A 23,305-nucleotide genomic window follows, 5' to 3' on the forward strand; every position below is an offset into this window, starting at 1 on the left:
CGCTGACCCGCACTCACGCCGACTCGACAGCTCTCGCGCCAGCGCACCGCGCTGACCTGAGACCTCCCCACCGGGTGCCGGCGCGGTGCGCCCGCGTGAGTGGCGCACACCCGGCGTGGGCGCTCCCCACGCGCGTGAGCGCGGGTCTCCGGAGGGGCGCGCTCACGTCACAGATCCGCGCCCACGTCAGCGCACCGCGCTGGCGCAACCAGACCGGGCTACTTCGTTCGGTCGAGGACCGCGAAGCGGAAGGTGTAGGTGGCGTCGAGCGTCTCCTCGAGGCCCGTCACGTTCTTCTGGGCGAGGACCGTCTCGGTGCCCTGGAGGAGCGGGATGATCGGAGCCGCGGTCGCGGTCAGCGCCTGGATCTGCTCGATCGCCGCGATGCGCGCCGCCGGGTCGGTCGCCGTCGCCTCGGTGTCGATGAGCGCGTCGACGGCCGGGTCCGAGTACCCGTTGGCGACGGACGCCCCGGTCGTCGAGTACGCCGAGCGCAGGAAGTTGTCGGGGTCCGGGTAGTCCGGGAAGAACCCCAGCTGGTACGCCGGGTAGCCCGACTCCGGGTTCAGCTCCTTCACGTAGCTCGTCCACTCGGTCGACTGCAGGTCGACGGTGAACAGTCCGGACTCCTCCAGCTGCGACTTGATGAGCGCGTACTCCTGGTCGGAGTCGGGGCCGTAGTGGTCGCTCGTGTACTGGATCGGCAGGGCGACCGGGGTGCTGACGCCCGCGGCCGCAAGGATCGCCGCGGCCTTCGCCGGGTCCGGCGCGTCACCGTACGCGGTCTGGAACGCGGGCGTCGCCCCCGTCTGCCCGTCGAGCACCACCGAGTAGGCCGGCGCGTAGGTGCCCTTGTAGACCTGGTCGGCGATCTCCTCACGATCGATGAGCGACGCGACCGCCTGCCGGATGGCGAGCTTCTGCGCGTCGTTCGCACCCGGTTGGGTGTTCAGGTTGAACGTGAGGAACCGCACCGAACCGCCCGGCCCCTCGACGACCTGCAGGTCGGAGTCGCTCCGGAGGTCGGCGACGTCCGTCGCGGTCAGCGAGCGGTAGGCGATGTCGACGTCGCCCTTCTCCAGGTCGAGCCGCAGGTTCGACGCCGTCGTGTACGGCTTGAGCACGACGTGCTGCGTCTTCGCGCGGGTCCCGGAGTAGCGCGAGTTCGCCTCGAGCGAGAGCAGCCCGCCCGCCTGGTAGCTGTCGACGGCGTAGGGGCCGGAGCCGATCACGTCGTCGTCGCTCAGCAGCTCGTCAGCCGGGAAGACCTCTTCGTCGACGATCGGCCCGGCCATGCTCGTGAGCACGTAGGGCCAGGTCTGGTCGTTCGGCACCGTGAGGTGGAAGACGACCTGGTTGTCGTCACCCTCCTCGACGCTGTCGAGGTTCGCGAGCAGCGGCGACGGTCCGTTGTCGGCGGCGATCTCACGGACGCGGGTGAAGGAGTAGACGACGTCCTCGGCCGTGAGCGCGTGACCGTTGGAGAAGGTCAGCCCCTCCTTGACCGTGCAGACGTAGGTGGTCTCGTCGGTGAAGTCGCACGATTCCGCCGCGTCGGGCGCGGGGACGACGTCGCCTTCGTCGTAGCTGAGGAGGTGCTGGTAGATCTGGTTCTGCGGCGTGAAGGATCCGCGATCCCAGGCACCGGCCGGGTCGAGCGAGACGATCTGATCGGTCGTGCCGATGACGAGCGCGGTGGTCGTGGTGGTGCCGCCCTGGGCTGTGCAACCGGTGAGGGCGGCGACGACACCGAGGCCGACGGCGACCGTGGTGAATCTGGCGGATCGGTTCATGGAGCGGTTCCTTCGGGTGACTGCGGGAGTGCTGATGCTGATGGCGCGACGGGTACCGCGTGGGCGGCGAGCGCGAACCTCGGGTGCGGTTCGGCTCCGTCGACGAGATCGGCGATGAGGCGTCCCAGCACCGGGCCGAACTTGAACCCGTGACCGGAGAATCCCGTCGTGACGATGATGCTGTCGATCCGGTCGATCACGAAATCCTCGCTGGGGCTCAGATCGTAGAGGCAGCTGATGGTATGGGGTGCGGACGCGTCGACGCCGGGCACCCATTCGGCGACGTAGGCGGTGAGCCGCGCGAGTTCCTCGGGTTCGGCGAGGCCGTCGCGTTCGTCGGGGTGGACGTGGACGGCACCGCCGTGCAGCCCGACCTTGACCCCCTCGCCCGGAGTCAGCAGGCCGTACACGCTCGACCCCTCGGCGGGGTAGTGGACGAAACTCGGCCAGGCGTCGGCGCGCAGTCCGCTCGGGAAGTGCGCGGGCTGGACCTGCGTCACGACGATCTCGGGCAGCGGACGACCGACGCTGCGAGCGAGTGCGCCGACGAGGTCGGGCGTCCAGGAGCCTGCCGCGACGACCACGTGGTCCGCGACGACGTCGCCCAGCTCGGTGCGGACGACGGCACCGCCGACACCGGCGGTCGGATCGTTCGACCCAGTCGGTTCGACACCCGACACCCGCACGCCGAAGCGCAGGGTCGCTCCGGCCACCTCGGCGAGGTCGAGCAGGGCCTCGATCGCTTCGGCGGAGTACAGTCGCCCGCCGGTCGCGTGGTGGAGGACCTCGCGGTCGAACCGCAGTCCGGGCCAGCGGTCGCTCGCCTGATCCGGGGTGAGGCGCTCCGACGCGACCCCACCTCGGGTCATCGCCGTCTCGATGGCCGCGAGCATCTCGGGGCGGCCGTGGTCGAGCGCGCCGGTGAGGTCGAGCAGCGTCCGCCCGCTCGCCGATTCGAGCGCCCGCCAGGCCGCGAGCGCCTCCGACGTCAGGGCGACGTAGTCGTCGGCGTCGTAGCCCTGACGGAAGATGCGGGTCGCTCCGTGGGAGGAGCCGTGCTCGTGACCGCGCGGGTACCGCTCGAGAAGCAGGACGTCGCGGCCCTGCTCGGCCAGCGAGCGTGCAGCCGCCGCACCGACGATCCCGGCGCCGATGACCACGACCTCGGCGCGCGCCGGCAGCGCGGTCGGCGTCGCGTCCGCTGCCGGACCCGACGCGGTCATCGGCCCGACTCCGCAGGCAGGCCCGACTCCGTCGTCACGCGCGTCGTTGCGGCAGCGCGCGCGTCGACCGCCCGACGAGCCGGCATCGCGGCGGCCACGGCGGCCTCGTCGGCGAACGGACGGGACGGGAACCGACCGGGGGCGTACCGCGACGCGTCGACGAAGGGGCTCTCACCCGTGACGATCAGTTCGGCGAGCATCCGGCCGAGTCCAGGGCCGTGCGTGACCCCGGACTCGTTGTCGCCGGCCACGACAAACAACCCGTCGAGCTCCGGGACGGACCCCGCGATGAAGCGGCGGTCTGCGGTGTACGACACGATCCCCTGCACGGCTTCGGCGTCGTCGACGACGGGCGCGGCGGCCGGGATGAGCTCGGAGACGATCGGCGACAGGTGCTCGCGCATCGTCTCGACGAGGTCGGGGCGGTCCGGACGACGATCCGCGGGGCTGTCGCGCACCGCGAGCGCCTCGTAGCCGACGCCGTTGCCGTACGTGAGACCACCGAGGTGTTCCCTGATCCACAGTCCGTCCAGCTCCGGGATCATGAGGGTCGGCACCTCGCCGAGGCCGAACGGGGCGGTGGTCAGGCGGCTCGCGATCACCCGCGCGAACGGCAGCACGCGGTCCGTCGCGGCGAGGAGCTCGTTCGTCCAGGACCCTGCGGCGAGGACGACCTCGTCGCCGAGGACGCGCTCGCCGGTGGCGGTCAGCACGCCGACGGCTCGGCCACCTTCGGCGAGGAGATCGACGACGGGTGTCTGCTCGATGATCTCGACACCCTCGGCCCGGGCGAGCGCCGCGAGCGCGATTCCGGCGTCGGGCGCGCTGATCTGGATGCCGTCGGGATGGATGAACGCCCCGACGATCGCTTCGGGGTCGAGACCCGGAACGAGTTCAGCGGTCTCGACGGCGGTGAGCAGGCGGGCGTCCTCGGGGCGGAGCGGGTGCTCGGCGAACGGCAGCAGGTGGTCGAGCACGGCCTGCTCGGTGAGGGCGAGCCACACGTTGCCCGTGTTCCGCAGCCCGATGTCGTATCCGGCAGCGTCGAGCCCGCGGTAGAAGTCGAGGCCGGCCTGCTCGAGGGCGAGTTCCGACTCGTCCCAGTACCAGGCGTAGCCCGCCGCCCAGAGGCCGACGAAGCCCGCTCCCGCTGCGGTCGTGGCGCCGACGGCGGTGCCCGACTCGAGGACCGTCACGCGGCGCCCGGCTCGGGCGAGGTGGACGGCGGTCGCCAGGCCGAAGAGGCCGGCGCCGACGATGACGGTGGTTGCGGGGCGGGGGTCGGTCACCCTTCGAGGCTAGTCACTCGCCGTCCAGGGGCCGACCACCCCGTCGCAATCGGACACGTGCGCGTTCGCAACTCAGGAACGCCGCCGGCGTGTCCGCACCCCGATGGACGAGATGGGGGCGACGCCCCGGCGGCGTCCTGAATTGCGAACGGGAAGAGCCGACTAGATGACCCCCTGGGCGAGCATCGCGTCCGCGACCTTCACGAACGCGGCGGTGTTCGCCCCGACGACGTAGTCGCCCGGCCGGCCGTAGCGCTCGGCGGCCTCATAAGCGGCGCGGTGCACGCCGTGCATGATGCCGCGCAGTTTCACCTCGCTGTCGTCGAAGGACCACCGCTGCCGGGCCGCGTTCTGGCTCATCTCGAGCGCCGAGGTCGCCACGCCACCGGCGTTCGCCGCCTTCCCCGGGCCGAAGAGGACGCCGGCCTGCTGGAACACCCGCACGGCCTCGGGCGTCGACGGCATGTTCGCGCCCTCCGCGACCGCGATGACGCCGTGCTTCACGAGGGCGATCGCGTCGCGTTCGTGCAGCTCGTTCTGCGTCGCGCTCGGCAGTGCGATCTCCCCCGGGACGTCCCAGACACTGCCGCCGGCGACGAAGTGGGCGCCCTGACGGCGGGCGGCGTACTCGGAGATCCGGCCGCGCTCGACCTCCTTGATCTGCTTGAGGAGCTCGAGGTCGATGCCGGCGTCGTCGACCACGTACCCGGAGGAGTCCGACGCGGTGACGGCGGTACCACCGAGCTGGTGGACCTTCTCGATCGCGTACGTCGCGACGTTCCCGGAGCCCGACACGATGACGCGCTTGCCCTCGACCCCGCGGCCGTCGACGGCGAGCATCTCGTCCACGAAGAACACCGTCCCGTACCCGGTCGCCTCGGTGCGCACCTCGGCGCCACCCCAGCCGACGCCCTTGCCGGTGAACATGCCCGACTCGTGACGGTTGGTGATCTTCCGGTACTGGCCGAAGAGGAAGCCGATCTCGCGCGCGCCGACGCCGATGTCGCCGGCCGGGACGTCGGTGTGCTCGCCGAGGTGGCGGTAGAGCTCGTTCATGAAGCTCTGGCAGAAGCGCATGATCTCGGCGTCCGATCGCCCGTGCGGGTCGAAGTCGCTGCCGCCCTTGGCGCCGCCGATGCCCTGCGCGGTGAGAGCGTTCTTGAAGATCTGCTCGAACCCGAGGAACTTCACGATCGACAGGTTCACACTCGGGTGGAAGCGCAACCCGCCCTTGTACGGGCCGAGCGCGGAGTTGAACTGGACGCGGAAGCCGCGGTTCACCTGCACCCGGTTGCGGTCGTCGGTCCACGGCACGCGGAACACGACCTGCCGCTCGGGTTCGACGAGGCGTTCGAGGATGCCCGCCTCGAGGTACTCCGGGTGTTCCTCGAGCGCCGGGCGGATGGACTCGAGGACTTCGAGGAGCGCCTGGTGGAACTCGGGTTCGCCCGCATTGCGCCGCAGGGCGGCCTCCGCGACGGCGTGGACGGGGTCGGTGGACGTGGTGGTGCCGGTCACTGTGGTGCTTTCTGATCGGCCGACCAGGCGTCTCCGGCTGTCGCTCGACGGTGGTCGAAGGCAGTGGAGCGCGACTCGCCGGCGGGGAGGTACACGGGCCGTCGTGGGGCCTCGGCAAGCCTGGCAGCCGCGATAGATATCCGTCAAACGTCGACTAGACGAGCCGACCGGACCGGTGGGACGACGGCCTAGAGGTGGTCGTGCTCCGCGGCCTCGCTCGGGATGATCGGGATCGCGAGGGCCGGGAGCACCGCGACCGCGAGGAAGGCGAGCGGATACCCGACCAGGCCGATGAGCGCACCGACCGCCGGCCCGACGACCGACGCGGCGATGAACTGGCCGGTGTTCTGCGCTCCCAGCGCCCGCCCCGCCCAGGTGGGGCCTGCCATCTCCGCGACCGAGGTGAAGGCGAGCCCGTTGTCGGCGACCGTCACCGCACTGGCGACGACGAGCGCGACGGCGACCGCCACCGGCCACTGCAGCAGCCCGACGCTGGCGAGGAGCAGCATGACGACGACCGCCGACACCGCCACCCAGCGCAGCGGCCGCACCCGGCTGCCGAGGCGGTCGCTCAACACCCCGACGCCGATCCGACCGATCGCTCCGACGAACTGCGCGACACCGACGAGCACGCCCGCCGCGAGCGCGTTCCAGCCCTGATCGGCGACGAGCCAGACGAGCGCGAAGGTCGTGAGGGTGAACTGCGGCACCACGAGCAGGATCGACACGGCGTGGATGCGCCAGAGGAAGCCGTCGTCTCGGTAGGGGTTGCGGGGTCGCGCGGCCACGGGGTTCGGCGTCGTCTCCGTCGGGACCGGCTTCGGCACGGCGGTCCGTGGCGGATTCCGGAGTCCGATCGTGCAGGCCACGGCGAGGACACCCGTCGCGACGAGCGAGATCACGAGGGCGGCGGAGATGCCCGACGCCGCCGCCACGGACGGCACCGTCACCGCGGCCGCCGTGACGCCGAGGGGCTGCGACATCTGGCGGATCCCCATCGCGAGACCGCGTCGGTCCTTCGGGAACCAGCCGACGACGATCCGGCCGCTCGCCGAGTTCGTGCTCGCGGAGGCGGCGCCACCGAGCAGGAGCAGGATTCCGAGCGGACCGTAGCCGAGCGACGGGATGAGGCCGTCCGCGGCGACCGCCCCGGCCGCGGCGACGGCGGTGAGGGCGAGGCCGCCGGCGATGACGATGCGCTCGCCGACACGGTCGGCCAGCCAACCCCAGGCGATGAGCGTCAGCACCATGCCGAGGGTGGGGGCGGCGGCCAGGACGCCGGCCTCGGCGAGCGACATGCCCCGATCGGCGTGCAGGAGCGGGATGAGGAACGCCGGGGTGCTGACGAAGAGCGTGCCGGCGGTCTGCGCGGCGACACCGAGCCCGAGGACGGTCCAGGCCCGACCGGCGTTCGGCATCGGTGGACGCGCCCCGCGAGCGGTCGCCGGGGCCTCGGGGGCTGGTGTCGATCCGGTCATCGTGCCGCTTCCTGCGGTGGGTGTCTCCCGCTGCTAGCATGACGGTACACCATTTTGGTATACCAATTGTCACCGGCCGGATCGGGAACACGGATGAGCACTCCGACGCAGACCACGCAGCTCTACGAGCGCCTCCGCGGGGCGATCCTGACCCTGGACCTCGCGCCCGGGCAGCCGCTCACCGAGCGCGGGCTCGAGCAACGGTTCGCGGCGTCACGGACGCCCGTGCGCGCCGCCCTCACCCGGCTCGAGGCCGAGGGTCTGGCGCGTCGGGACGGCCGCGGCTGGATCGTGGCACCCATCGACCTCGAGGAGATCGGGCTCATCGCCGAGGTCCGTGAGGCGCTCGAGACCGCCGGCGTCCGGCTCGCCGCCGAACGCGCGACCGAAGCGCAGCTCGCCGCGATCCGCACCCTCCTCGACGAGCCCCGCCCCGACGACGAGCACACGGTCCTCCGCGTCGGCGGCGACTTCCACGAGGAGCTCGCGGCGCTGTCCGCGAACCACCTGCTCGCCGAAGGGGTGCGCGGCGCGATGGTCCGGCTCGCCCGCACCCGTTGGCTCGAGGTGCGGACGCCCGAGGCCCGAGAGCAGGCCGCCACGGAGCACCGCGCCATCCTCGATGCGGTCGCGGCGCGCGACCCCGAGCGCGCGGCGGACCTCGTCGCGCGCCACATCCGCGGGACGAACGAGCGGCTCATCGCATCGCTCACCGCCGACCAGCGGCGCCTCCGCGGTCACGGTGTCGACATCGTCAGCTGAACCCCGGCGACACCTCGTCGGCGCTCACAACTCCTGCACCCCGCTGCGGATAGCGCCGACACGCCGTCCCCGACGTCGACCCCGTCCTCGAATACGGACCGACAGCAGGAGCTGCGCGCGAGCGTGACGGCTCAGTCCTCGAGTGGCTCCGCCGACAGCAGCCCGCGCAACCAGTCACGGGCCTCGATGAACACCTCGTCGTTGTAGCGCGAGTGGTAGTCGACGGCGGTGCGGTCGGCGCTCGGGTACGAGCCCAGGAAGATCACGTTCGGGCTGAACCGCCGGAGCCCGAGCAGGGCGTCGGCCATCCGCTCGTCCTCGATGTGGCCGAGGGCGTCGATCACGAAGCGGTAGCGGCCGAGCGCGTCGCCGATGGGCCGGGACTCGATGAGACTCAGGTTCACGCCTCGCGTGGAGAACTGCTCGAGCATGCCGAGCAGCGAGCCGGACTCGTCGTTCGGCAACTCGACGATGAGGCTCGTCTTGTCGGCGCCCGTCCTGGCCGGGATCTCCCGTGAACGGCTGACGACGACGAAGCGGGTCACGGCGTTCGGGTTGTCGCCGATGTTCTCCGCGAGGACATCGAGGTCGTAGTGGTTCACGATGCCGGGCGGGGCGACCGCGGCGTCGGCGGTCGAGGTGCCGTCGAGCAGGGAGGCTGCGGCGGCGACGTTGCTCGACGCCGGGATGTGTCCGTGCGAGGGCAGCTTGGCGTCGAGCCAGAGGTGGCACTGCCCGTAGGCGACGGGGTGCGCGTTCACGACCGCGACGTCCTCGAGGCGGGTTCCGGGGCGGGCGACGAGTACGAAGTTCACCGGCACGAGCACTTCGCCGACGATGCGGAGACCGAGCATCGTGGCGAGTGCATCCTGCGCCACCGACACGCCCCCGTCGACCGAGTTCTCGATGGCGATGACCGCGGCCGTGCTGCGGCCCTCGAGGACGTCGCCGAGCGCCTCGCCGACGTTCGACACGGGCTTCCAGATCTGACCCTTGGCCTCCTCGACCTGGCCGAGCGCCACCTCGGTGAAGGTCCCGCTCGGACCGAGGAAACTGTAGCTCCGGAGGGCGTCGTCGGCGGGTGCGGCTGGCATGCCTCCGAGCGTACCGTGTGCTTCGCGACACGCTCTGGAACGGCCGTTGACTCCCATCCAGGTCACATTCGGGTGATTTCCAGGAAGATCGGGCCATTTCGGCCCCGATACCCCCCGTTTTGAGCTATTCAAATCACGCCAATACCCGCCACAATGGATACAAGGGTGTATTGAGCGCTGCCGCTCGTCTCGGGAAGCGAGTTCACGGCCGTTCGTCTCCCCGATCTCGATGCGTGACCCATGTCGCGTGAGGCTCCACCCGACGGGCTGAGACAGGAACAGGAGTGACGTGACGAGTGTCTTCACCGACGCCGCCCCGCGGTCCACTCCACGGCTGAACCTGGCGAGCGGCGGCGAGGCCGTGTTCAGCCTCGGCTCCTCCTGGAACCTCCCGTCGTTGTCGCTGCCGGCCTGGGTGCACCGGCCGATCTCGGCGGCCCGCGCGACTCTCGTCAAGTCGCTCGTCATGACCATCGCGATCGCCGCGATCCTGGCCGGCGTCGTCACGGTGACGCAGACCTCGACCGCCGGCGCGACCGCGATCTCCGCCACCGACTTCGCACCGGTGGCCTCCTCCGTCCCGACGATGACGGCCGCCGCCTTCACCACCGCCTACGCCGGCGACCTCGCTGCGGCGGCGACGGCCCTCACGACGATGTCCTCATCGCAGGTCGCGCAGCTGTGGACCGAGCTCGCTCCCGGCTACCGCGCACTGCTCATCACCGGTTACCCGGCGGTCATCGGCAACCTCGAGGGCGTCGCCTACACGGATCGGGCGACGGCCAACGTCTCCCGCCTCGCCGGCCTCCTCGCCGACACCGAGGCGAGCTACCGCTCGCTGACGGTGAGCAGCGACCAGGTCGACGGGCAGGCGGACTCGGCGGCCCTCGCCACGACCCTGTCGCGCCTGGACGCGATCAAGCTGCTCGTCGACCGGTACTCGCCGGACGCGATCGCCGCCCGCCTCCAGCCGGAGTACCTCATCACCTTGCAGGCGGGCGGCTCCGGACCCCCGCGGGTCGCGGTCGCCGTGGGAGACGTGGACACCGCCGCCTACGTCACGGTGTTCGTCCCCGGGATGAACAGCAGCGCCCTCGAACTCGACGACTACCTGCGCGGGGCGAAGCGCATCCAGAGCGCCGCAGCCGACAGCGCGGTCATCCTCTGGATCGGCGGACACAGCCCGAGCGCGCTCGAGGTGCCGTCGAACGACCGGGCAGTCGAAGGGGCACCCCTGCTCGCCGGAGTGCTCGCCGGATACGACGCCGTCCGTTCCGCGCGCGGCATCGTCTCCCAGTTGAGCGTCGTGGCGCACTCCTACGGCACGGCGACGGCCTCGCTGGCGTTGGCGTCCGGCGACTACCACGTCGACGACTTCGTCATGCTCGGCTCGGCCGGCATCCCGACGGAGATCGGGATCGAGGATCTGCACGTCCCGGCCGGCCGCGTGTACGCCTCCCAGGCGAGCGCCGACACCCTCGCCGGTCTCGGCCAGTTCCTGTCCGGTCGGGCCGATCCTGCGATGAGCTCCTGGGGCGCGACCACCTTCGGCTCCGACGGCCTGACGCTCGGCGACGGCGACCACCTCGGCGCCGTCGACGGGCACAACGCGGTCGGGTCGAGCAACGCCGACGACCGGGGGAAGTACCTCGGGCCGGCGACCGAGAGCCTCTACGCGATCCAGCGCATCGTCACGGGTCAGGCGTCCGCGGTCGCCGATCTGACGACGCCCGGGTCGTCCCACCAGCGCGGCTCCATGCCGGATGCCGCGGGCGTCGGGGCGGGCGCATCCACGACGAGCTCCTCCACGACCACCTCCGCTTCCGCCTCGGCCGCGGCGCTCCTCGCCACGCACTAGTCGACGGCCCTCCACAGGTACCTGGAGCAGCGCCCACTCCACAGATCCGTGTCGGCTCACCCCTGCGCCGATGGGAGAAGGTAGCGTCGTTGACATACCGACATACGCCTTCGTAGGCTCGGGTCATGCGAACGACCATCCGACTCGCCGACGAGTTCTACGAGGCCGTCCGCGAGCACGCCTCGCAGGAGGGGAAGACCGTGACCGCCTACATCGAGGAGGCCCTGCGCGCGAAGCTGGCCGCGGCGGCCGCACCGCCCGAGCGGGAGCCGTACAAGGTCGTGCCGTACGGCCGGGGAGGACCCCACCCAGGAATCGACCTCACGAACAACGCGCAACTCGAGGACATCATGGACGGTTTCGAGTGAAGGTGGTCGACACCAACGTCCTCATCGGCGCGTTCCGACCCGACTCACAACACCACCGCGCGCTCGCAACCTGGTTGGAAGATGCCGTCCGATCGAGAGAGCCCCTGGGCGTCAGCGAAGCCGTGCTCGCGGGGTACATCCGGATCGTGACCCAGCGTCGGATCTTCGTCGATCCCACTCCGATCCCCGTCGCGCTGGACCAGATGCAGCGACTCCGCGACGAGCCCGGGGTACAGGTGGTCCGCCCTGGCCCGTCGTTCTGGACGGTCTTCACCTCGCTCTGCGCAGCGGTCGAGGCCCGAGGCAACCTCGTCTCGGACGCGGCCAATGCCGCACTCGCGATCGAACACCGGGCGACCTTCGTGACGCTCGATCGCGACTTCGCGCGCTTCCCGGACCTCCGGTGGGAATCGCCACTCGCCACGGGTCAAGCGCCTTCCTGACATCGGTCGTTCCTGCCAGACTGGTGCGATGAACGATCGCGCAGGTACCCCCGCCACCGAAGCAGATCTGATCGACGTCCCGTCGCTCATCGACGCCTACTACACACTGAAGCCGGACGTCTCGATCCCCGAGCAGCGGGTGGTGTTCGGCACCTCCGGCCACCGCGGCTCCTCGCTGAACACCGCGTTCAACCAGGACCACATCGCCGCGACCACGCAGGCGATCGTCGAGTACCGCACGAGCCAGGGGATCACCGGGCCGCTCTTCATCGGATCCGACACCCACGCGCTCAGTGGGCCGGCGCAGACGACGGCGCTCGAGGTCCTGGTCGCCAACGGTGTGCGCGTCCTGGTGGACGAGTTCGACGACTTCGTGCCGACCCCCGCGCTCAGCCATGCGATCCTCAAGTACAACGCCGAGGGCAACGGCGACCAGGCGGACGGCATCGTCGTCACGCCCAGCCACAACCCGCCGGCTGACGGCGGCTTCAAGTACAACCCCCCGCACGGCGGACCTGCCGACTCCGACGCGACCTCCTGGATCGCGAACCGCGCCAACGAGCTCATCGCCGGTGGGCTGCACGACGTCAAGATGGCGGAACCGTCCGCCGTCGAGACGTACGACTTCCGCGGCAACTACGTCGACGATCTGAAGCACATCATCAACCTCGACGCCATCAAGCGCAGCGGGATCCGCATCGGTGCCGACCCCCTCGGCGGTGCGAGCGTCCACTACTGGCAGGCGATCGCCGACCGTTACGAGATCGACCTCACCGTCGTGAACCCGCACGTCGACCCGGCCTGGGCGTTCATGACGCTCGACTGGGACGGCAAGATCCGCATGGACCCGTCGTCGCCCTCCGCCATGGCGGCGCTCGTCGCACGACGCGACGAGTTCGACCTCCTCACCGGCAACGACGCCGACGCCGACCGCCACGGCATCGTCACGCCCGACGCCGGGCTCATGAACCCCAACCACTACCTCGCCGTCGCGATCGACTACCTCTACGCGAACCGGCCGGGCTGGCGCGACGACGCCGCCGTGGGCAAGACCCTCGTGTCGTCGTCGGTCGTCGACCGCGTGGCCGAGTCCCTCGGACGCCGCCTCTGGGAGGTCCCGGTCGGCTTCAAATGGTTCGTCCCCGGTCTCGTCGACGGTTCGGTCGGCTTCGGTGGCGAGGAGAGCGCCGGCGCGAGCTTCCTCCGCTTCGACGGCTCGGTGTGGACCACCGACAAGGACGGCATCCTCCTCTGCCTGCTCGCCGCGGAGATCCTCGCCGTGACGGGCAAGACCCCGTCGGTGCTCTACCGCGAACTGACCGAGCGCTTCGGCGACCCCGTGTACGAGCGTGTCGACGCCGCAGCCTCGAAGGAACAGAAGGCGCGGCTCGGCAAGCTCGACGGCGACGCCATCACGGCGACCGAGCTCGCCGGCGACCCGATCGTCGCGAAGCTCAGCCACGCGCCGGGCAACGACGCGGCCATCGGCGGCGTCAAGGTCGTGACCGAGCACGCGTGGTTCGCCGCGCGTCCGTCCGGCACCGAGGACGTCTACAAGATCTACGCCGAGTCGTTCAAGGGCGCGGAGCACCTCAAGCTCGTCCAGGCGGAGGCGAAGCAGATCGTCGACGCCGCCCTCGGCGCCTAGCTCATCTCCTGGTTCCTGAGCCTGTCTAAGGGCGCACTTCGACAGGCTCAGTGACCGGTCTTCCCTGACGCCGCGCCGATCCCTGAGCCGACGCCCGGTCCCTGAGCCTGTCGGAGGGCTAGTTCAGGTACCCGGGAGCCGGCGGGAGCCCGAAGAACTCTTCGAGCGTCGTCACGCCCGTGTTGTGCATCTCGGTCGCGAGCGGCACGCCGATGTAGCGGTAGTGCCACGGCTCGAACGAGAAGCCGGTGACGTCGACCTTGTCGGCCGGGTACCGCAGGAGGAACCCGAAGCGGTAGGCGTTCGCGGCGAGCCACTGCCCCTCCGCCGTGTCGCCGAAACAGGTGTTGAGCGAGCAGTTGCCGCTCTCGGCACCGATGTCCATCGTCCAGCCGGTCTGGTGCTCGCTGTAGCCGGGGCGTGCGGTCGTCGAGTCGTCGGGTTCGCTGTCGTACACCGACACCTGGCTCGAGTAGCTGCGGTACGCGCTGTTCGAAGCGAGCGACAGGCCGGCCTCGGCTGAAGCGGTGTCGAACAGCTGCACGATCGCGGCGGCGGCCTCGGCACGCAGCAGCGGGTCCCAGGTGTGGGCGACGGGGACGGACACGAGGTCCGGTGGCGTGTAGTCGACCGGGTTCAGCGGCCGGGTCTTGTTGACGACCACCCACGGGCTCAGCGGGTCGTCGATCGAGTAGGCGGCCTTGTCGAACGCCGGCGGGGCGGGGGGCGCGACCGGAACCGTCTCCGTCGGCGTCGGCGTGGGCGTGGGGGTCGGCGTCGGGGTGACGGACGGGGTCGCACTCGGTGTCTTCGTGGCAGCGGCCGGGGTGGGCGTGGCGCCGCCGGCGATGTTCACGACGAGCACCACGAGCAGGATCGCGAGCGCGGCGGCCAGGACGCTCAACGCGATCACGCGGTTGCGTCGGACGCGCCGCGAGACCGGGCGTCGGTGGGAGGGCTGGTGGGCTGCGGTCACACGTCGAGCCTAACCGCGACACGGCGCATGCGCCTCTGCCACACTGTCGACAGGCTTGCACACCGGACGAGGGGCCCGACCATGACCGCAGGGACGCCAGCACACCACGCGCCGACGCACCGGAAGCGCCCGCGGTTCCGTCGGCTCCTGACCGCGGCCGCCGTCGTGATCGGTCTCGGCCTCGTCGTCGCGGTCGTCGCTGCCATCACCCCGTGGCCGTCCGCGCTCCTCATCCGCTCGGTGTTCGAACGCGGCGGTGCTGCGACGGTCGCCGAGATGGAACCGTACGTCCCCGACACGAAGCTCACGGAGTTCCGCGACATCGCCTACGCGGCACCGAGCGGCGGCCGACCACAGGTGGACACCACCCTCGACGTCTTCACCCCGGCGGACGGCACCGAACCGCTGACCACGATCGTCTGGATCCACGGCGGCGCCTGGATCTCCGGCGAGAAGGGGAACGTCGAGCCCTACCTCCGCATCCTCGCGGCCGAGGGGTACACGACGATCGCGGTCAACTACACGATCGCTCCCGAGGCCGTCTATCCGACGGCCGTGAACCAGCTCAACGACGCCCTCGCGTACATCTCGGAGCACGCCGCCGAGTGGAACGGGAACCCGGACCGCCTGGTGCTCGCGGGCGACTCAGCGGGATCGCAGCTCGCCAGCCAGCTCGCCGTCCTCACGACCAACCCCGACTACGCGACGCTGTCGGGCATGACCCCTGGCATCGCTGCGGACCAGCTCGTCGGGACGATCCTCAACTGCGGGGTCTACGACCTGCCGGCGATGGCCGAGCTCGACGGCATCGGCGCCTGGGGCCTCCAGACCGCCCTCTGGGCCTACGCCGGTACGAAGGACTGGTCGGAGACGTCGACCGGCGCGCTCATGTCGACGATCGACTTCGTCACCGCCGACTTCCCGCCGACCTTCATCACGGGCGGGAACGGTGACGCCCTCACCTGGCTGCAGTCGGTCCCGATGAGCAGTGCCCTCGAGGACGCCGGCGTCGACGTCACGAAGCTCTTCTGGGCCGCGGACCACGAGCCGGCGCTCCCCCACGAGTACCAGTTCCACCTCGACCTCGACGACGCCCACGTGGCACTCACGGCCACCCTGGACTACCTCGCGGCGCTCGACGCGGACCTCGCCGCAGCGCAGACCGCCACACCCTGACCGAAGCGGTTGCCGCGGAACTTGCGCCGGGTGTAAGTTTGCACACTACGCAAAATCCCCAACGTCGGTGCGCCTTCAGACCGGCGCGCCCAGAGTCGAACGAGACCGCATGTCATCCAGTTCCCCCGCCTCGACCGAGCCGTCGGGATCCGCCCCCGTCCTCAGCCACCGGCAGATCCTCTTCATCATCTTCGGCCTCATGGCCGGGATGTTCCTCTCCGCACTCGACCAGACCATCGTCGGCACCTCGATGCGCACGATCGCCGACGACCTCGACGGCATGGCCCTCCAGGCGTGGGTCACCACCGCGTACCTGATCACCTCGACCGTCTCGACGCCGATCTACGGCAAGCTGTCCGACATCTTCGGCCGCCGCCCGCTGTTCATCATCGCGATCTCGATCTTCCTCATCGGCTCGCTGCTCGCCGGTATGTCCGGTTCGATGTACGAGCTGGCGATCTTCCGTGCCATCCAGGGCCTCGGCGCCGGTGGCCTCATGGCCCTGCCGCTGACGATCATGGGCGACATGCTCGCCCCGCGCGAGCGCGCCAAGTACCAGGGGTACTTCCTCGCGGTCTTCGGTGTCTCGAGTGTCATCGGCCCGCTGATCGGCGGCCTGTTCGCCGGGGCCCCCGAGCTGCTGTTCATCACCGGTTGGCGCTGGGTGTTCCTCATCAACCTGCCGATCGGTGTCATCGCGCTCGCGATCGTCCTCCGCTTCCTGCACATCCCGCACACCCGCCACAGCGTCCGCATCGACTGGTGGGGTGCCGCAACGGTCGTCCTCGCCGTCGTGCCCCTGCTGCTCGTCGCCGAGCAGGGCCGCATCTGGGGCTGGGCCTCGGCAGGGTCCATCGCCTGCTACGCCATCGGGGTCGCCGGCATCGTCGGGTTCATCCTCGTCGAACGGGCGATGGGCGACGACGCTCTCATCCCGTTGAAGCTCTTCAAGAACTCCACCTTCCGGGTCGCCACCATCCTCGGCGTGCTCGTCGGGTTCGGGATGTTCGGCGCGATGATGACGGTGCCGCTGTTCCTGCAGCTCGTCGAAGGCGCGACACCGACCGAGTCCGGTCTGCTGATGCTGCCGATGATCCTCGGCCTCATGATCTCGTCGATCGCGAGCGGCCAGATCATCGCCCGGACCGGCAAGTACAAGGCGTTCCCGATCGTCGGTACCTTCCTGCTCCTGAGCGGCTTCTTCTACTTCAGCTTCGCGACGGCCGACAAGCCCGTCTGGTGGATGATGGGCGGCATGCTGCTCGTCGGCCTCGGACTCGGCCAGCTGATGCAGACGCTGACGATCGCGAGCCAGAACGCCGTCGAGGCACGCGACATCGGGGTGGCGACGAGCTCGTCGACCTTCTTCCGTCAGATCGGTGGAACGCTGGGCACGGCCGTGATCTTCTCCGTGCTCTACACGCGGATCCCGACGACCATCGCGGCGGCGTTCGCGGATCCGACGCTCAGCGAACGGGTCCGGGCCGCGGCGCAGGACCCGGCCGTGCTGTCGGACCCGGCGAACGAGGGCATCCTCAAGGTGCTGCAGCGGGCGCAGGAGAACAGCGGCTCGGCCGGTTCCGCGCTCGACGGCGACACCTCGTTCCTCGTCGGTGCGAACCACGACCTGGCCGCGCCGTTCCTCACGGGGTTCGCGGATGCGACCGTGACCGTGTTCTGGGTGAGCTTCGCGGTGGTCGCCGTCGCATTCGTGCTGAGCTGGTTCCTCAAGGCGCCGCCGCTGCGGGCGAAGTCGGCGCTGCAGGAGCGAACCGACGCCCAGGCTGCGGAGGACGCCGAGGGCGAGTTGTCGCTCGCCGCCCAGCGTGCCGCCGAGCTGGCGGGGTCGCAGCTGTCACCCGACACCGCGAGCAACCGCGTCGTCGATCCCTCCACCCGTCGCTGACCGTCGTTCGTCGGTTTGCCAGCGCACCGCGCTGACGTGACCGCGGGCTGACCGCCGCCAGCGCACCGCGCTGACGTGGTCATCCGGGTGCCAGCGCACCGCGCTGACGTGAGCGCTGTCGAATCGGCGTCACCGCGGCCCCAGCACGTGAGCGCGCCCCTCTGGAGGGGCGCGCTCACTCCGTAGACCCGCGCTCGCGTCAGCGCACCGCGCTGGCGCCACACCCCACCCACGCGAGACCGACATGAGAGCGCTCTCAGCAGGCGATAGCATGGGCGTGCACCCAGCCACGAGGAGCTTCGATGACGCACGCCCCCCAGCCCACCACCCGCCCGGCCCTGATCCTGCCGCCGTTCCTCTGGGGTTCCGCCACCGCGGCCGCCCAGGTCGAGGGGGCGGCACACGAGGACGGCAAGGAGGACTCCATCTGGGACGCCTTCGCCCGGGTGCCCGGAGCGATCGCCAACGGTGACGACCTCGAGGTCGCCGTCGACCACTACCACCGCACCGCCGGCGACATCGCGATCATGTCCGAGCTGGGCCTCGACGCCTACCGCTTCTCCACGAGCTGGGCGCGCATCAAGCCGGGCGACCGCGACGTCAACCCAGCCGGCCTCGACTTCTACAGTCGCCTGGTCGACCAGCTCCTCGACGCCGGCATCCTCCCCTGGCTCACCCTGTACCACTGGGACCTTCCGCAGGCGCTCGAGGAGCAGGGCGGCTGGACGAACCGCGACACCGCCCTGCACTTCGTCGACTACGCCGAGGCGACCTACGACGCGCTCGGCGACCGCGTCCGGCACTGGACGACCTTCAACGAACCGTTCTGCTCCTCACTCCTCGGCTATGCGGTCGGCGTGCACGCACCGGGTCGCCGCGACGAGGCCGCCGCGCTCGCCGCCATCCACCACCAGCACCTCGCCCACGGGCTGGCGACCACCCGCCTCCGCGAGCTCGGTGCCGAGCAGATCGGCATCACCCTCAACCTCACCAACGCGATCCCGGCGGACCCCACCGACCCGGCCGACGTCGACGCCGCCCGCCGCGTCGACGGCATCATGAACCGCATCTTCCTCGAACCGATCGTCCTCGGCGAGTACCCGGCCGACGTCGCCCAAGACCTCGAGGGCCTCGGCCTCGACACACTCATCCACGACGGTGACCTCGAGACCATCTCCGCCCCGATCGACTTCCTCGGCGTCAACCACTACCACGACGACCTCGTGTCGGGTCACCCCGACGACTCCGGCGCCGACGGCGGCCACTCCGGCGCGACCGAGCGCGAGGCAGGTTCGCCGTGGCTCGCCTCCCCCGACATCTCCTTCCCGAGCCGCGGACTCCCGCGCACCGCGATGGACTGGGAGGTGCACCCCGCCGGCCTCCGCACCCTGCTCGTCCGACTCGGCCACGAGTATCCGACGCTGCCGCCGCTGTACGTGACCGAGAACGGTGCGGCCTACGACGACGTCGTCGCGGAGGACGGCCGCATCCACGACGTCGACCGCGACGCCTTCATCCAGGACCACATCGACCAGGTGGAACTCGCGATCGCCGACGGCGCCGACGTGCGCGGCTACTTCGTCTGGTCACTGCTCGACAACTTCGAGTGGGCCTACGGCTACGACAAGCGGTTCGGCATCGTGCGGGTCGACTACGACACGCAGGAGCGCACGATCAAGGACAGCGGACTGGCGTACGCACGCCGCATCGCCGCCTCGCGTGTGGTGCCCACCGTGGCGGAGCTTCCCTGACGCAGGAACACTCCGGCGTGTCGCGATCGAGGGGCCGCGACACGCCGGTCACCTCCAGAGGAGCGACACCGGCCACGGACGTCCAGACGCCCGGCGATACACTGCACTCGGCACGCTCACCCGCTCGGAAGGGGACGATGATGCAGTCCGGTCAAGGGGCCCCGACACTCGAGATGGTGGCGGCACGCGCAGGCGTCTCCCGCGCGACCGTGTCGCGCGTCGTCAACGGCTCGCCGAAGGTCACGGCCGAGGTCGTCGCGGTCGTGAACGAGGCGATCGCCGCGCTCGACTACGTCCCGAACCGCGCCGCCCGGTCCCTGGCCTCCCGCCGGACCCAGGTCATCGCGCTCGTCGTCCCGGAGTCGACCGCCCGGGTGTTCTCGGACCCCTTCTTCGCGGCGGTCGTGCAGGGAGTGGCCCTCGAGCTGGCGGAGACCGACTACACACTCAACCTCCTCATCGCGAGTGAGGCGAACTCCGAGAAGACCCGCCGATACCTGCTCGGCGGCAACGTCGACGGCGCGCTCGTCGTGTCACACCACAGTGGCGACCACTCGTACACGCGGCTCGGCCAGGAGCTCCCGATCGTGTTCGGCGGTCGCCCGATGGGTGCCGACGTCGTCGACAGCACCTACGTCGACGTCGACAACGTCGAGGGCGCGAGGACCGCGGCCCGTCACCTCATCGAGGCCGGCCGGACCCGGATCGCGACGATCGCGGGCCGTCAGGACATGCCGGGTGGAGTCGACCGACTCGCCGGGTGGCGCGCGGAGCTCGAGCTCGCGGGTCTTCCGCACGACCTCGTCGAGGTGGGCGACTTCTCCCCGGCCGACGGCGCTGCCGCGATGCGGCGTCTCCTCGCGCGCGGCGTGCCCATCGACGGACTCTTCGCCGCGAACGACCAGATGGCCGCCGGCGCCTACTCCGTCATCCGCGAAGCCGGCCTGACGATCCCCGGCGACATCGCCGTCGTGGGCTACGACGACGACCGCTACGGCGAGACCGCCGCACCGCCGCTCACGACGATCGCGCAGTCACCCATCGACCTCGGTGCCGAGATGGCGAGGCTGCTGGTCCGTCGCCTCGCCGGCGAACCGGTCGAGCGCGTCACGATGATGCCGACCCGCCTCGTCCCGCGCGCCTCCGTCTGACCCTCCCCGCCAGCCCGCGAACGGTCACCAGACGATAGTCCCGGGCGCAGCGACTGTGCTGAACTGACCGTTCGCGGGCTAGGAGAGGCGGGAGCGGATGATCTCGATCGCCTGCGGGTTCTCGTCGACGAGGACGTAACGACGACCGAGCGCCTTCGCGACCGCCCCCGTCGTGCCGCTGCCGGCGAAGAAGTCGAGCACCCAGTCGCCCTCGCGGGAGGACGCCTGCACGATGCGACGCAGGATCCCTTCCGGCTTCTGCGTCGGGTACCCGGTCTTCTCGCGGCCGGTCGGCGACACGATCGTGTGCCACCAGACGTCGGTGGGGAGCTTGCCGCGCGCCGCCTTCTCCGCGGTGACGAGCCCGGGCGCCATGTAGGGCTCGCGGTCGACGGTCGCGTTGTCGAAGTGGTACCCCTTCGGGTCCTTCACGTAGACGAGGATCGTGTCGTGCTTCGTCGGCCAGCGGCTCTGCGCCTTCGCGCCGTAGTCGTAGGCCCAGATGATCTCGTTGAGGAAGCACTCCCGACCGAAGAGGGCGTCGAGGAGAACCTTCGCGTAGTGCGCCTCGCGGTAGTCGAGGTGGAGGTAGAGGGTGCCGTCGGCGGCCAGGACGCGCCAGGCCTCGACGAGTCGCGGCTCGAGGAAGCCCCAGTAGTCGTCGAAAGCGTCGTCGAAGCGTCTGAGGTCGCCGCGGATGCGCTCGTACGCCTGCCCTTTGAAGCCGGCGAAACGGTTCACCCCCGTCTCAGCGGTGCGCACCGAGGTCGAGGAGTGGCGACGCTGCACGCGGCCGGTGTTGAAGGGCGGGTCGAGATAGATGAGCGTGAACGCCTCGTCGGGCAATTGGGCCACGACGTCGAGGTTGTCGCCCTCGAGGACGAGGTCGGGGCCGTCCGGGGTCCATCGCAGCGGCACTTCATCGGCTGCTGCGGCGAGGGACATGTGCCTATTCTGGCAGCCCGCGGCCTGCACACCCGGGAAGGAACGACCGACCCCGCGCGTTGTACCGCGTATGACCACGGAGTTCGCCAACGAGACCGATGCCCAGCGCTACACCATGCACGTCGACGGCCAGCTGGTGAGCGTCGTCGACTACCGCATCTCGGGCGACTCGATCTCCTTCCCCCGCACCTTCACCACGCCGCCGTTCCGCGGCAAGGGGTACGCGGGCGAACTCGTCGCCTACGCGGTCGACGACGTCGAGCAGCACAGCGACCGTCGGATCGTCCCGATGTGCTGGTACGTGGGCGAGTGGTTCGACGCGCACCCCGAGCGTCAGGACCTCCTCACCCGCTCCGCCGGCTAGCCACGAGCGCGTCACCCACCGGCCACCTGGCGGTCACGCACGGGGACTAGCGTCCCGACCATGCAGCAGCTCGTCTCGCACTACGCACCACCGCCCGCACTCGACCAGGTCGACGGTTACCAGGTGGTCGATGTCGACGACGACGACCCCATCCTGCTCGACGCCGCGGGTAGCCACGTCGACACGTGGCGCGAGGGCTACCCGTATGCGGAGCGCATGTCGCGTGAGCAGTACGAGAGCGACAAACGGCTGCTCCAGATCGAGCTGCTGAAGCTGCAGAACTGGATCAAGGCGAACGACCGTCGGCTGGTCGTCGTGTTCGAGGGACGCGACGCCGCGGGCAAGGGCGGCACGATCAAGCGCTTCACCGAGCACCTCAACCCGCGCGGCGCCCGTGTCGTGGCGCTCGAGAAGCCGACCGCCCGCGAGTCCACGCAGTGGTACTTCCAGCGCTACGTCCAGCACCTGCCGGCCGCCGGCGAGATCGTGCTGTTCGACCGGTCCTGGTACAACCGCGCGGGCGTCGAACGCGTGATGGGGTTCTGCACCCCGGCGCAGTACGACGAGTTCATGCGCCAGGCACCGCTGTTCGAGCAGATGCTCGTCGGCGACGGCGTCGACCTCGTGAAGTTCTGGTTCTCCGTCTCCGCCGACGAGCAGCGGACGCGCTTCGCGATCCGGCAGGTCGACCCGGTGCGGCAGTGGAAGCTCTCCCCGATGGACCTCGCGTCACTCGACAAGTGGGGCGATTACACCCGCGCGAAGGAGGCGATGCTCGAAGCGACGGACACCGCCGACGCCCCGTGGACGATCGTCAAGAGCAACGACAAGAAGCGCGCCAGGGTCGAGGCGATGCGGCACGTGCTGCACCGCTTCGACTACGACAACAAGGACCACGAGGTCGTCGGCACGCCCGACACCAACATCGTCGGGCCCGCCGCCTCGGTCTACGAGCGCGGCGAGCGCAACGTCGGCGACTGAACCGGGGACGCAGGGCCGCAGTGCCCGCTATCCTCTGGATCATGCAGCCGAAACCGTCACCGTTGCGACGCCTCACCTCGTCGAGCGCGATCTACGGCACCGTCGTCTACGCCGGCCTCGTCGGCGCGTCGAGCGTGTACGAGGACGACGACGTCGAACAGGTGCTCATCACGAGTGCGCTGACCCTCATCGTGTTCTGGCTCGCGCACGTCTACTCGGCCGCCCTCGCACACCACGGCGACGATCGGCACGAGGCGTTGGTGACACTCGGAGCGTCGATCAGGCACGGGTTCCAGGAGTCGTCCGGGATGCTCCTGTCCGCCGTGCTCCCGACGATCCCGCTCGTGTTCGGCATCGCCGGTGTGCTCAGCCATGAGCACGCCGTGATCCTGGCGTTGCAGGTGTCCACGCTGATGCTCTTCGTGCTCGGCTGCGCGGCCTTCGTGGTGCGCGGGTCACGCTGGTGGTGGTGTCTCCTCGGCGGTGTCGCGACGGCCCTGTTCGGGATCGTCATCATCCTGCTCGAGGCCGGCACCCACTAGTCCGGCCCGCGACGGGTCCCGAATGGCTGGTGCCGAGCG

Annotated in this window: 20 protein-coding genes; 12 read left to right on the forward strand and 8 right to left on the reverse strand. The window is 70.3% G+C overall.

Annotated elements, in window-relative coordinates; translation table 11 throughout:
* Positions 1-218: 218 nt before the first annotated feature.
* The 5 genes from BWO91_RS17695 to BWO91_RS17715 all read right to left on the reverse strand — a co-directional run bounded on the left by BWO91_RS17695 (position 219) and on the right by BWO91_RS17715 (position 7,301).
* A complete protein-coding gene (locus tag BWO91_RS17695; protein WP_079003521.1) occupies positions 219-1,793 on the reverse strand; it encodes an ABC transporter substrate-binding protein in 1,575 nt (524 codons plus the stop codon).
* Complete coding sequence (locus tag BWO91_RS17700; protein WP_079003522.1) at positions 1,790-3,016, reverse strand: FAD-dependent oxidoreductase; 1,227 nt, start codon at positions 3,014-3,016, stop codon at positions 1,790-1,792. The genes BWO91_RS17695 and BWO91_RS17700 overlap by 4 nt, the downstream gene beginning before the upstream one ends.
* A complete protein-coding gene (locus BWO91_RS17705) occupies positions 3,013-4,305 on the reverse strand; it encodes an NAD(P)/FAD-dependent oxidoreductase (RefSeq protein ID WP_079003523.1) in 1,293 nt (430 codons plus the stop codon). Before BWO91_RS17705 ends, BWO91_RS17700 begins: the two co-directional genes overlap by 4 nt.
* Positions 4,306-4,467: 162 nt before the next feature.
* Positions 4,468-5,823 (reverse strand): NADP-specific glutamate dehydrogenase, encoded by a 1,356-nt coding sequence (gene gdhA, locus BWO91_RS17710; RefSeq protein ID WP_071260619.1) that lies wholly within the window; start codon positions 5,821-5,823, stop codon positions 4,468-4,470.
* 188 nt (positions 5,824-6,011) lie between these two features.
* Complete coding sequence (locus tag BWO91_RS17715; RefSeq protein ID WP_430929513.1) at positions 6,012-7,301, reverse strand: MFS transporter; 1,290 nt, start codon at positions 7,299-7,301, stop codon at positions 6,012-6,014.
* Between the two features lie 93 nt (positions 7,302-7,394).
* Between BWO91_RS17715 and BWO91_RS17720 the strand changes: the two genes are divergently transcribed.
* Complete coding sequence (locus BWO91_RS17720) at positions 7,395-8,063, forward strand: GntR family transcriptional regulator (RefSeq protein ID WP_064296886.1); 669 nt, start codon at positions 7,395-7,397, stop codon at positions 8,061-8,063.
* Between the two features lie 131 nt (positions 8,064-8,194).
* On the opposite strand, the gene pheA is transcribed toward BWO91_RS17720, so the two are convergent.
* The gene (pheA, locus tag BWO91_RS17725; protein WP_079003524.1) at positions 8,195-9,157 is read right to left on the reverse strand and encodes a prephenate dehydratase; all 963 of its coding nucleotides are present in this window, start codon (positions 9,155-9,157) and stop codon (positions 8,195-8,197) included.
* A 289-nt stretch (positions 9,158-9,446) separates the two neighbouring features.
* Here pheA and BWO91_RS17730 point away from each other — a divergent pair, with 289 nt between their 5' ends.
* The 4 genes from BWO91_RS17730 (at position 9,447) to pgm (ending at position 13,474) form a co-directional block, all read left to right on the forward strand.
* Entirely contained in the window at positions 9,447-11,015 is a 1,569-nt protein-coding gene (locus tag BWO91_RS17730) for an alpha/beta hydrolase (protein ID WP_079003525.1), read from the forward strand.
* 125 nt (positions 11,016-11,140) lie between these two features.
* Positions 11,141-11,383 carry a ribbon-helix-helix protein, CopG family gene (locus BWO91_RS17735; protein ID WP_079003526.1) on the forward strand — a complete coding sequence of 81 codons (243 nt, stop codon included), beginning with the start codon at positions 11,141-11,143 and terminating at the stop codon, positions 11,381-11,383.
* Between the two features lie 2 nt (positions 11,384-11,385).
* Complete coding sequence (locus BWO91_RS17740; protein ID WP_240555566.1) at positions 11,386-11,826, forward strand: type II toxin-antitoxin system VapC family toxin; 441 nt, start codon at positions 11,386-11,388, stop codon at positions 11,824-11,826.
* 28 nt (positions 11,827-11,854) lie between these two features.
* Entirely contained in the window at positions 11,855-13,474 is a 1,620-nt protein-coding gene (gene pgm / locus BWO91_RS17745; protein ID WP_064296891.1) for a phosphoglucomutase (alpha-D-glucose-1,6-bisphosphate-dependent), read from the forward strand.
* A gap of 118 nt (positions 13,475-13,592) precedes the next feature.
* On the opposite strand, the gene BWO91_RS17750 is transcribed toward pgm, so the two are convergent.
* A complete protein-coding gene (locus tag BWO91_RS17750; protein WP_240555569.1) occupies positions 13,593-14,450 on the reverse strand; it encodes a M15 family metallopeptidase in 858 nt (285 codons plus the stop codon).
* Positions 14,451-14,531: 81 nt separating this feature from the next.
* Between BWO91_RS17750 and BWO91_RS17755 the strand changes: the two genes are divergently transcribed.
* The 4 genes from BWO91_RS17755 (at position 14,532) to BWO91_RS17770 (ending at position 20,434) form a co-directional block, all read left to right on the forward strand.
* On the forward strand, positions 14,532-15,626 hold the full coding sequence (locus BWO91_RS17755; RefSeq protein WP_153303546.1) for an alpha/beta hydrolase: 1,095 nt from the start codon (positions 14,532-14,534) through the stop codon (positions 15,624-15,626).
* A gap of 109 nt (positions 15,627-15,735) precedes the next feature.
* On the forward strand, positions 15,736-17,532 hold the full coding sequence (locus BWO91_RS17760; protein ID WP_079003529.1) for an MDR family MFS transporter: 1,797 nt from the start codon (positions 15,736-15,738) through the stop codon (positions 17,530-17,532).
* Positions 17,533-17,834: 302 nt separating this feature from the next.
* Positions 17,835-19,283, forward strand: a complete 1,449-nt coding sequence (locus BWO91_RS17765) for a GH1 family beta-glucosidase (RefSeq protein ID WP_079003530.1) — start codon at positions 17,835-17,837, stop codon at positions 19,281-19,283.
* A 173-nt stretch (positions 19,284-19,456) separates the two neighbouring features.
* Positions 19,457-20,434, forward strand: a complete 978-nt coding sequence (locus BWO91_RS17770; RefSeq protein ID WP_240555834.1) for a LacI family DNA-binding transcriptional regulator — start codon at positions 19,457-19,459, stop codon at positions 20,432-20,434.
* 78 nt (positions 20,435-20,512) lie between these two features.
* Here the strand turns inward: BWO91_RS17770 and BWO91_RS17775 are convergent, their stop codons facing one another.
* Complete coding sequence (locus tag BWO91_RS17775; RefSeq protein WP_064295765.1) at positions 20,513-21,379, reverse strand: DNA-methyltransferase; 867 nt, start codon at positions 21,377-21,379, stop codon at positions 20,513-20,515.
* Between the two features lie 70 nt (positions 21,380-21,449).
* Between BWO91_RS17775 and BWO91_RS17780 the strand changes: the two genes are divergently transcribed.
* From BWO91_RS17780 to BWO91_RS17790, 3 genes are read left to right on the forward strand one after another with little or no spacing between them, the layout of a single operon-like run.
* Positions 21,450-21,743 (forward strand): GNAT family N-acetyltransferase, encoded by a 294-nt coding sequence (locus tag BWO91_RS17780; RefSeq protein WP_071260637.1) that lies wholly within the window; start codon positions 21,450-21,452, stop codon positions 21,741-21,743.
* A gap of 60 nt (positions 21,744-21,803) precedes the next feature.
* The gene (gene ppk2 / locus BWO91_RS17785; protein ID WP_079003532.1) at positions 21,804-22,724 is read left to right on the forward strand and encodes a polyphosphate kinase 2; all 921 of its coding nucleotides are present in this window, start codon (positions 21,804-21,806) and stop codon (positions 22,722-22,724) included.
* A gap of 41 nt (positions 22,725-22,765) precedes the next feature.
* Positions 22,766-23,266 (forward strand): hypothetical protein, encoded by a 501-nt coding sequence (locus tag BWO91_RS17790; protein ID WP_079003533.1) that lies wholly within the window; start codon positions 22,766-22,768, stop codon positions 23,264-23,266.
* Positions 23,267-23,305 lie beyond the last annotated feature (39 nt).

The sequence above is a fragment of the Plantibacter flavus genome, assembly GCF_002024505.1.
Lineage (GTDB): Bacteria > Actinomycetota > Actinomycetes > Actinomycetales > Microbacteriaceae > Plantibacter > Plantibacter flavus_A.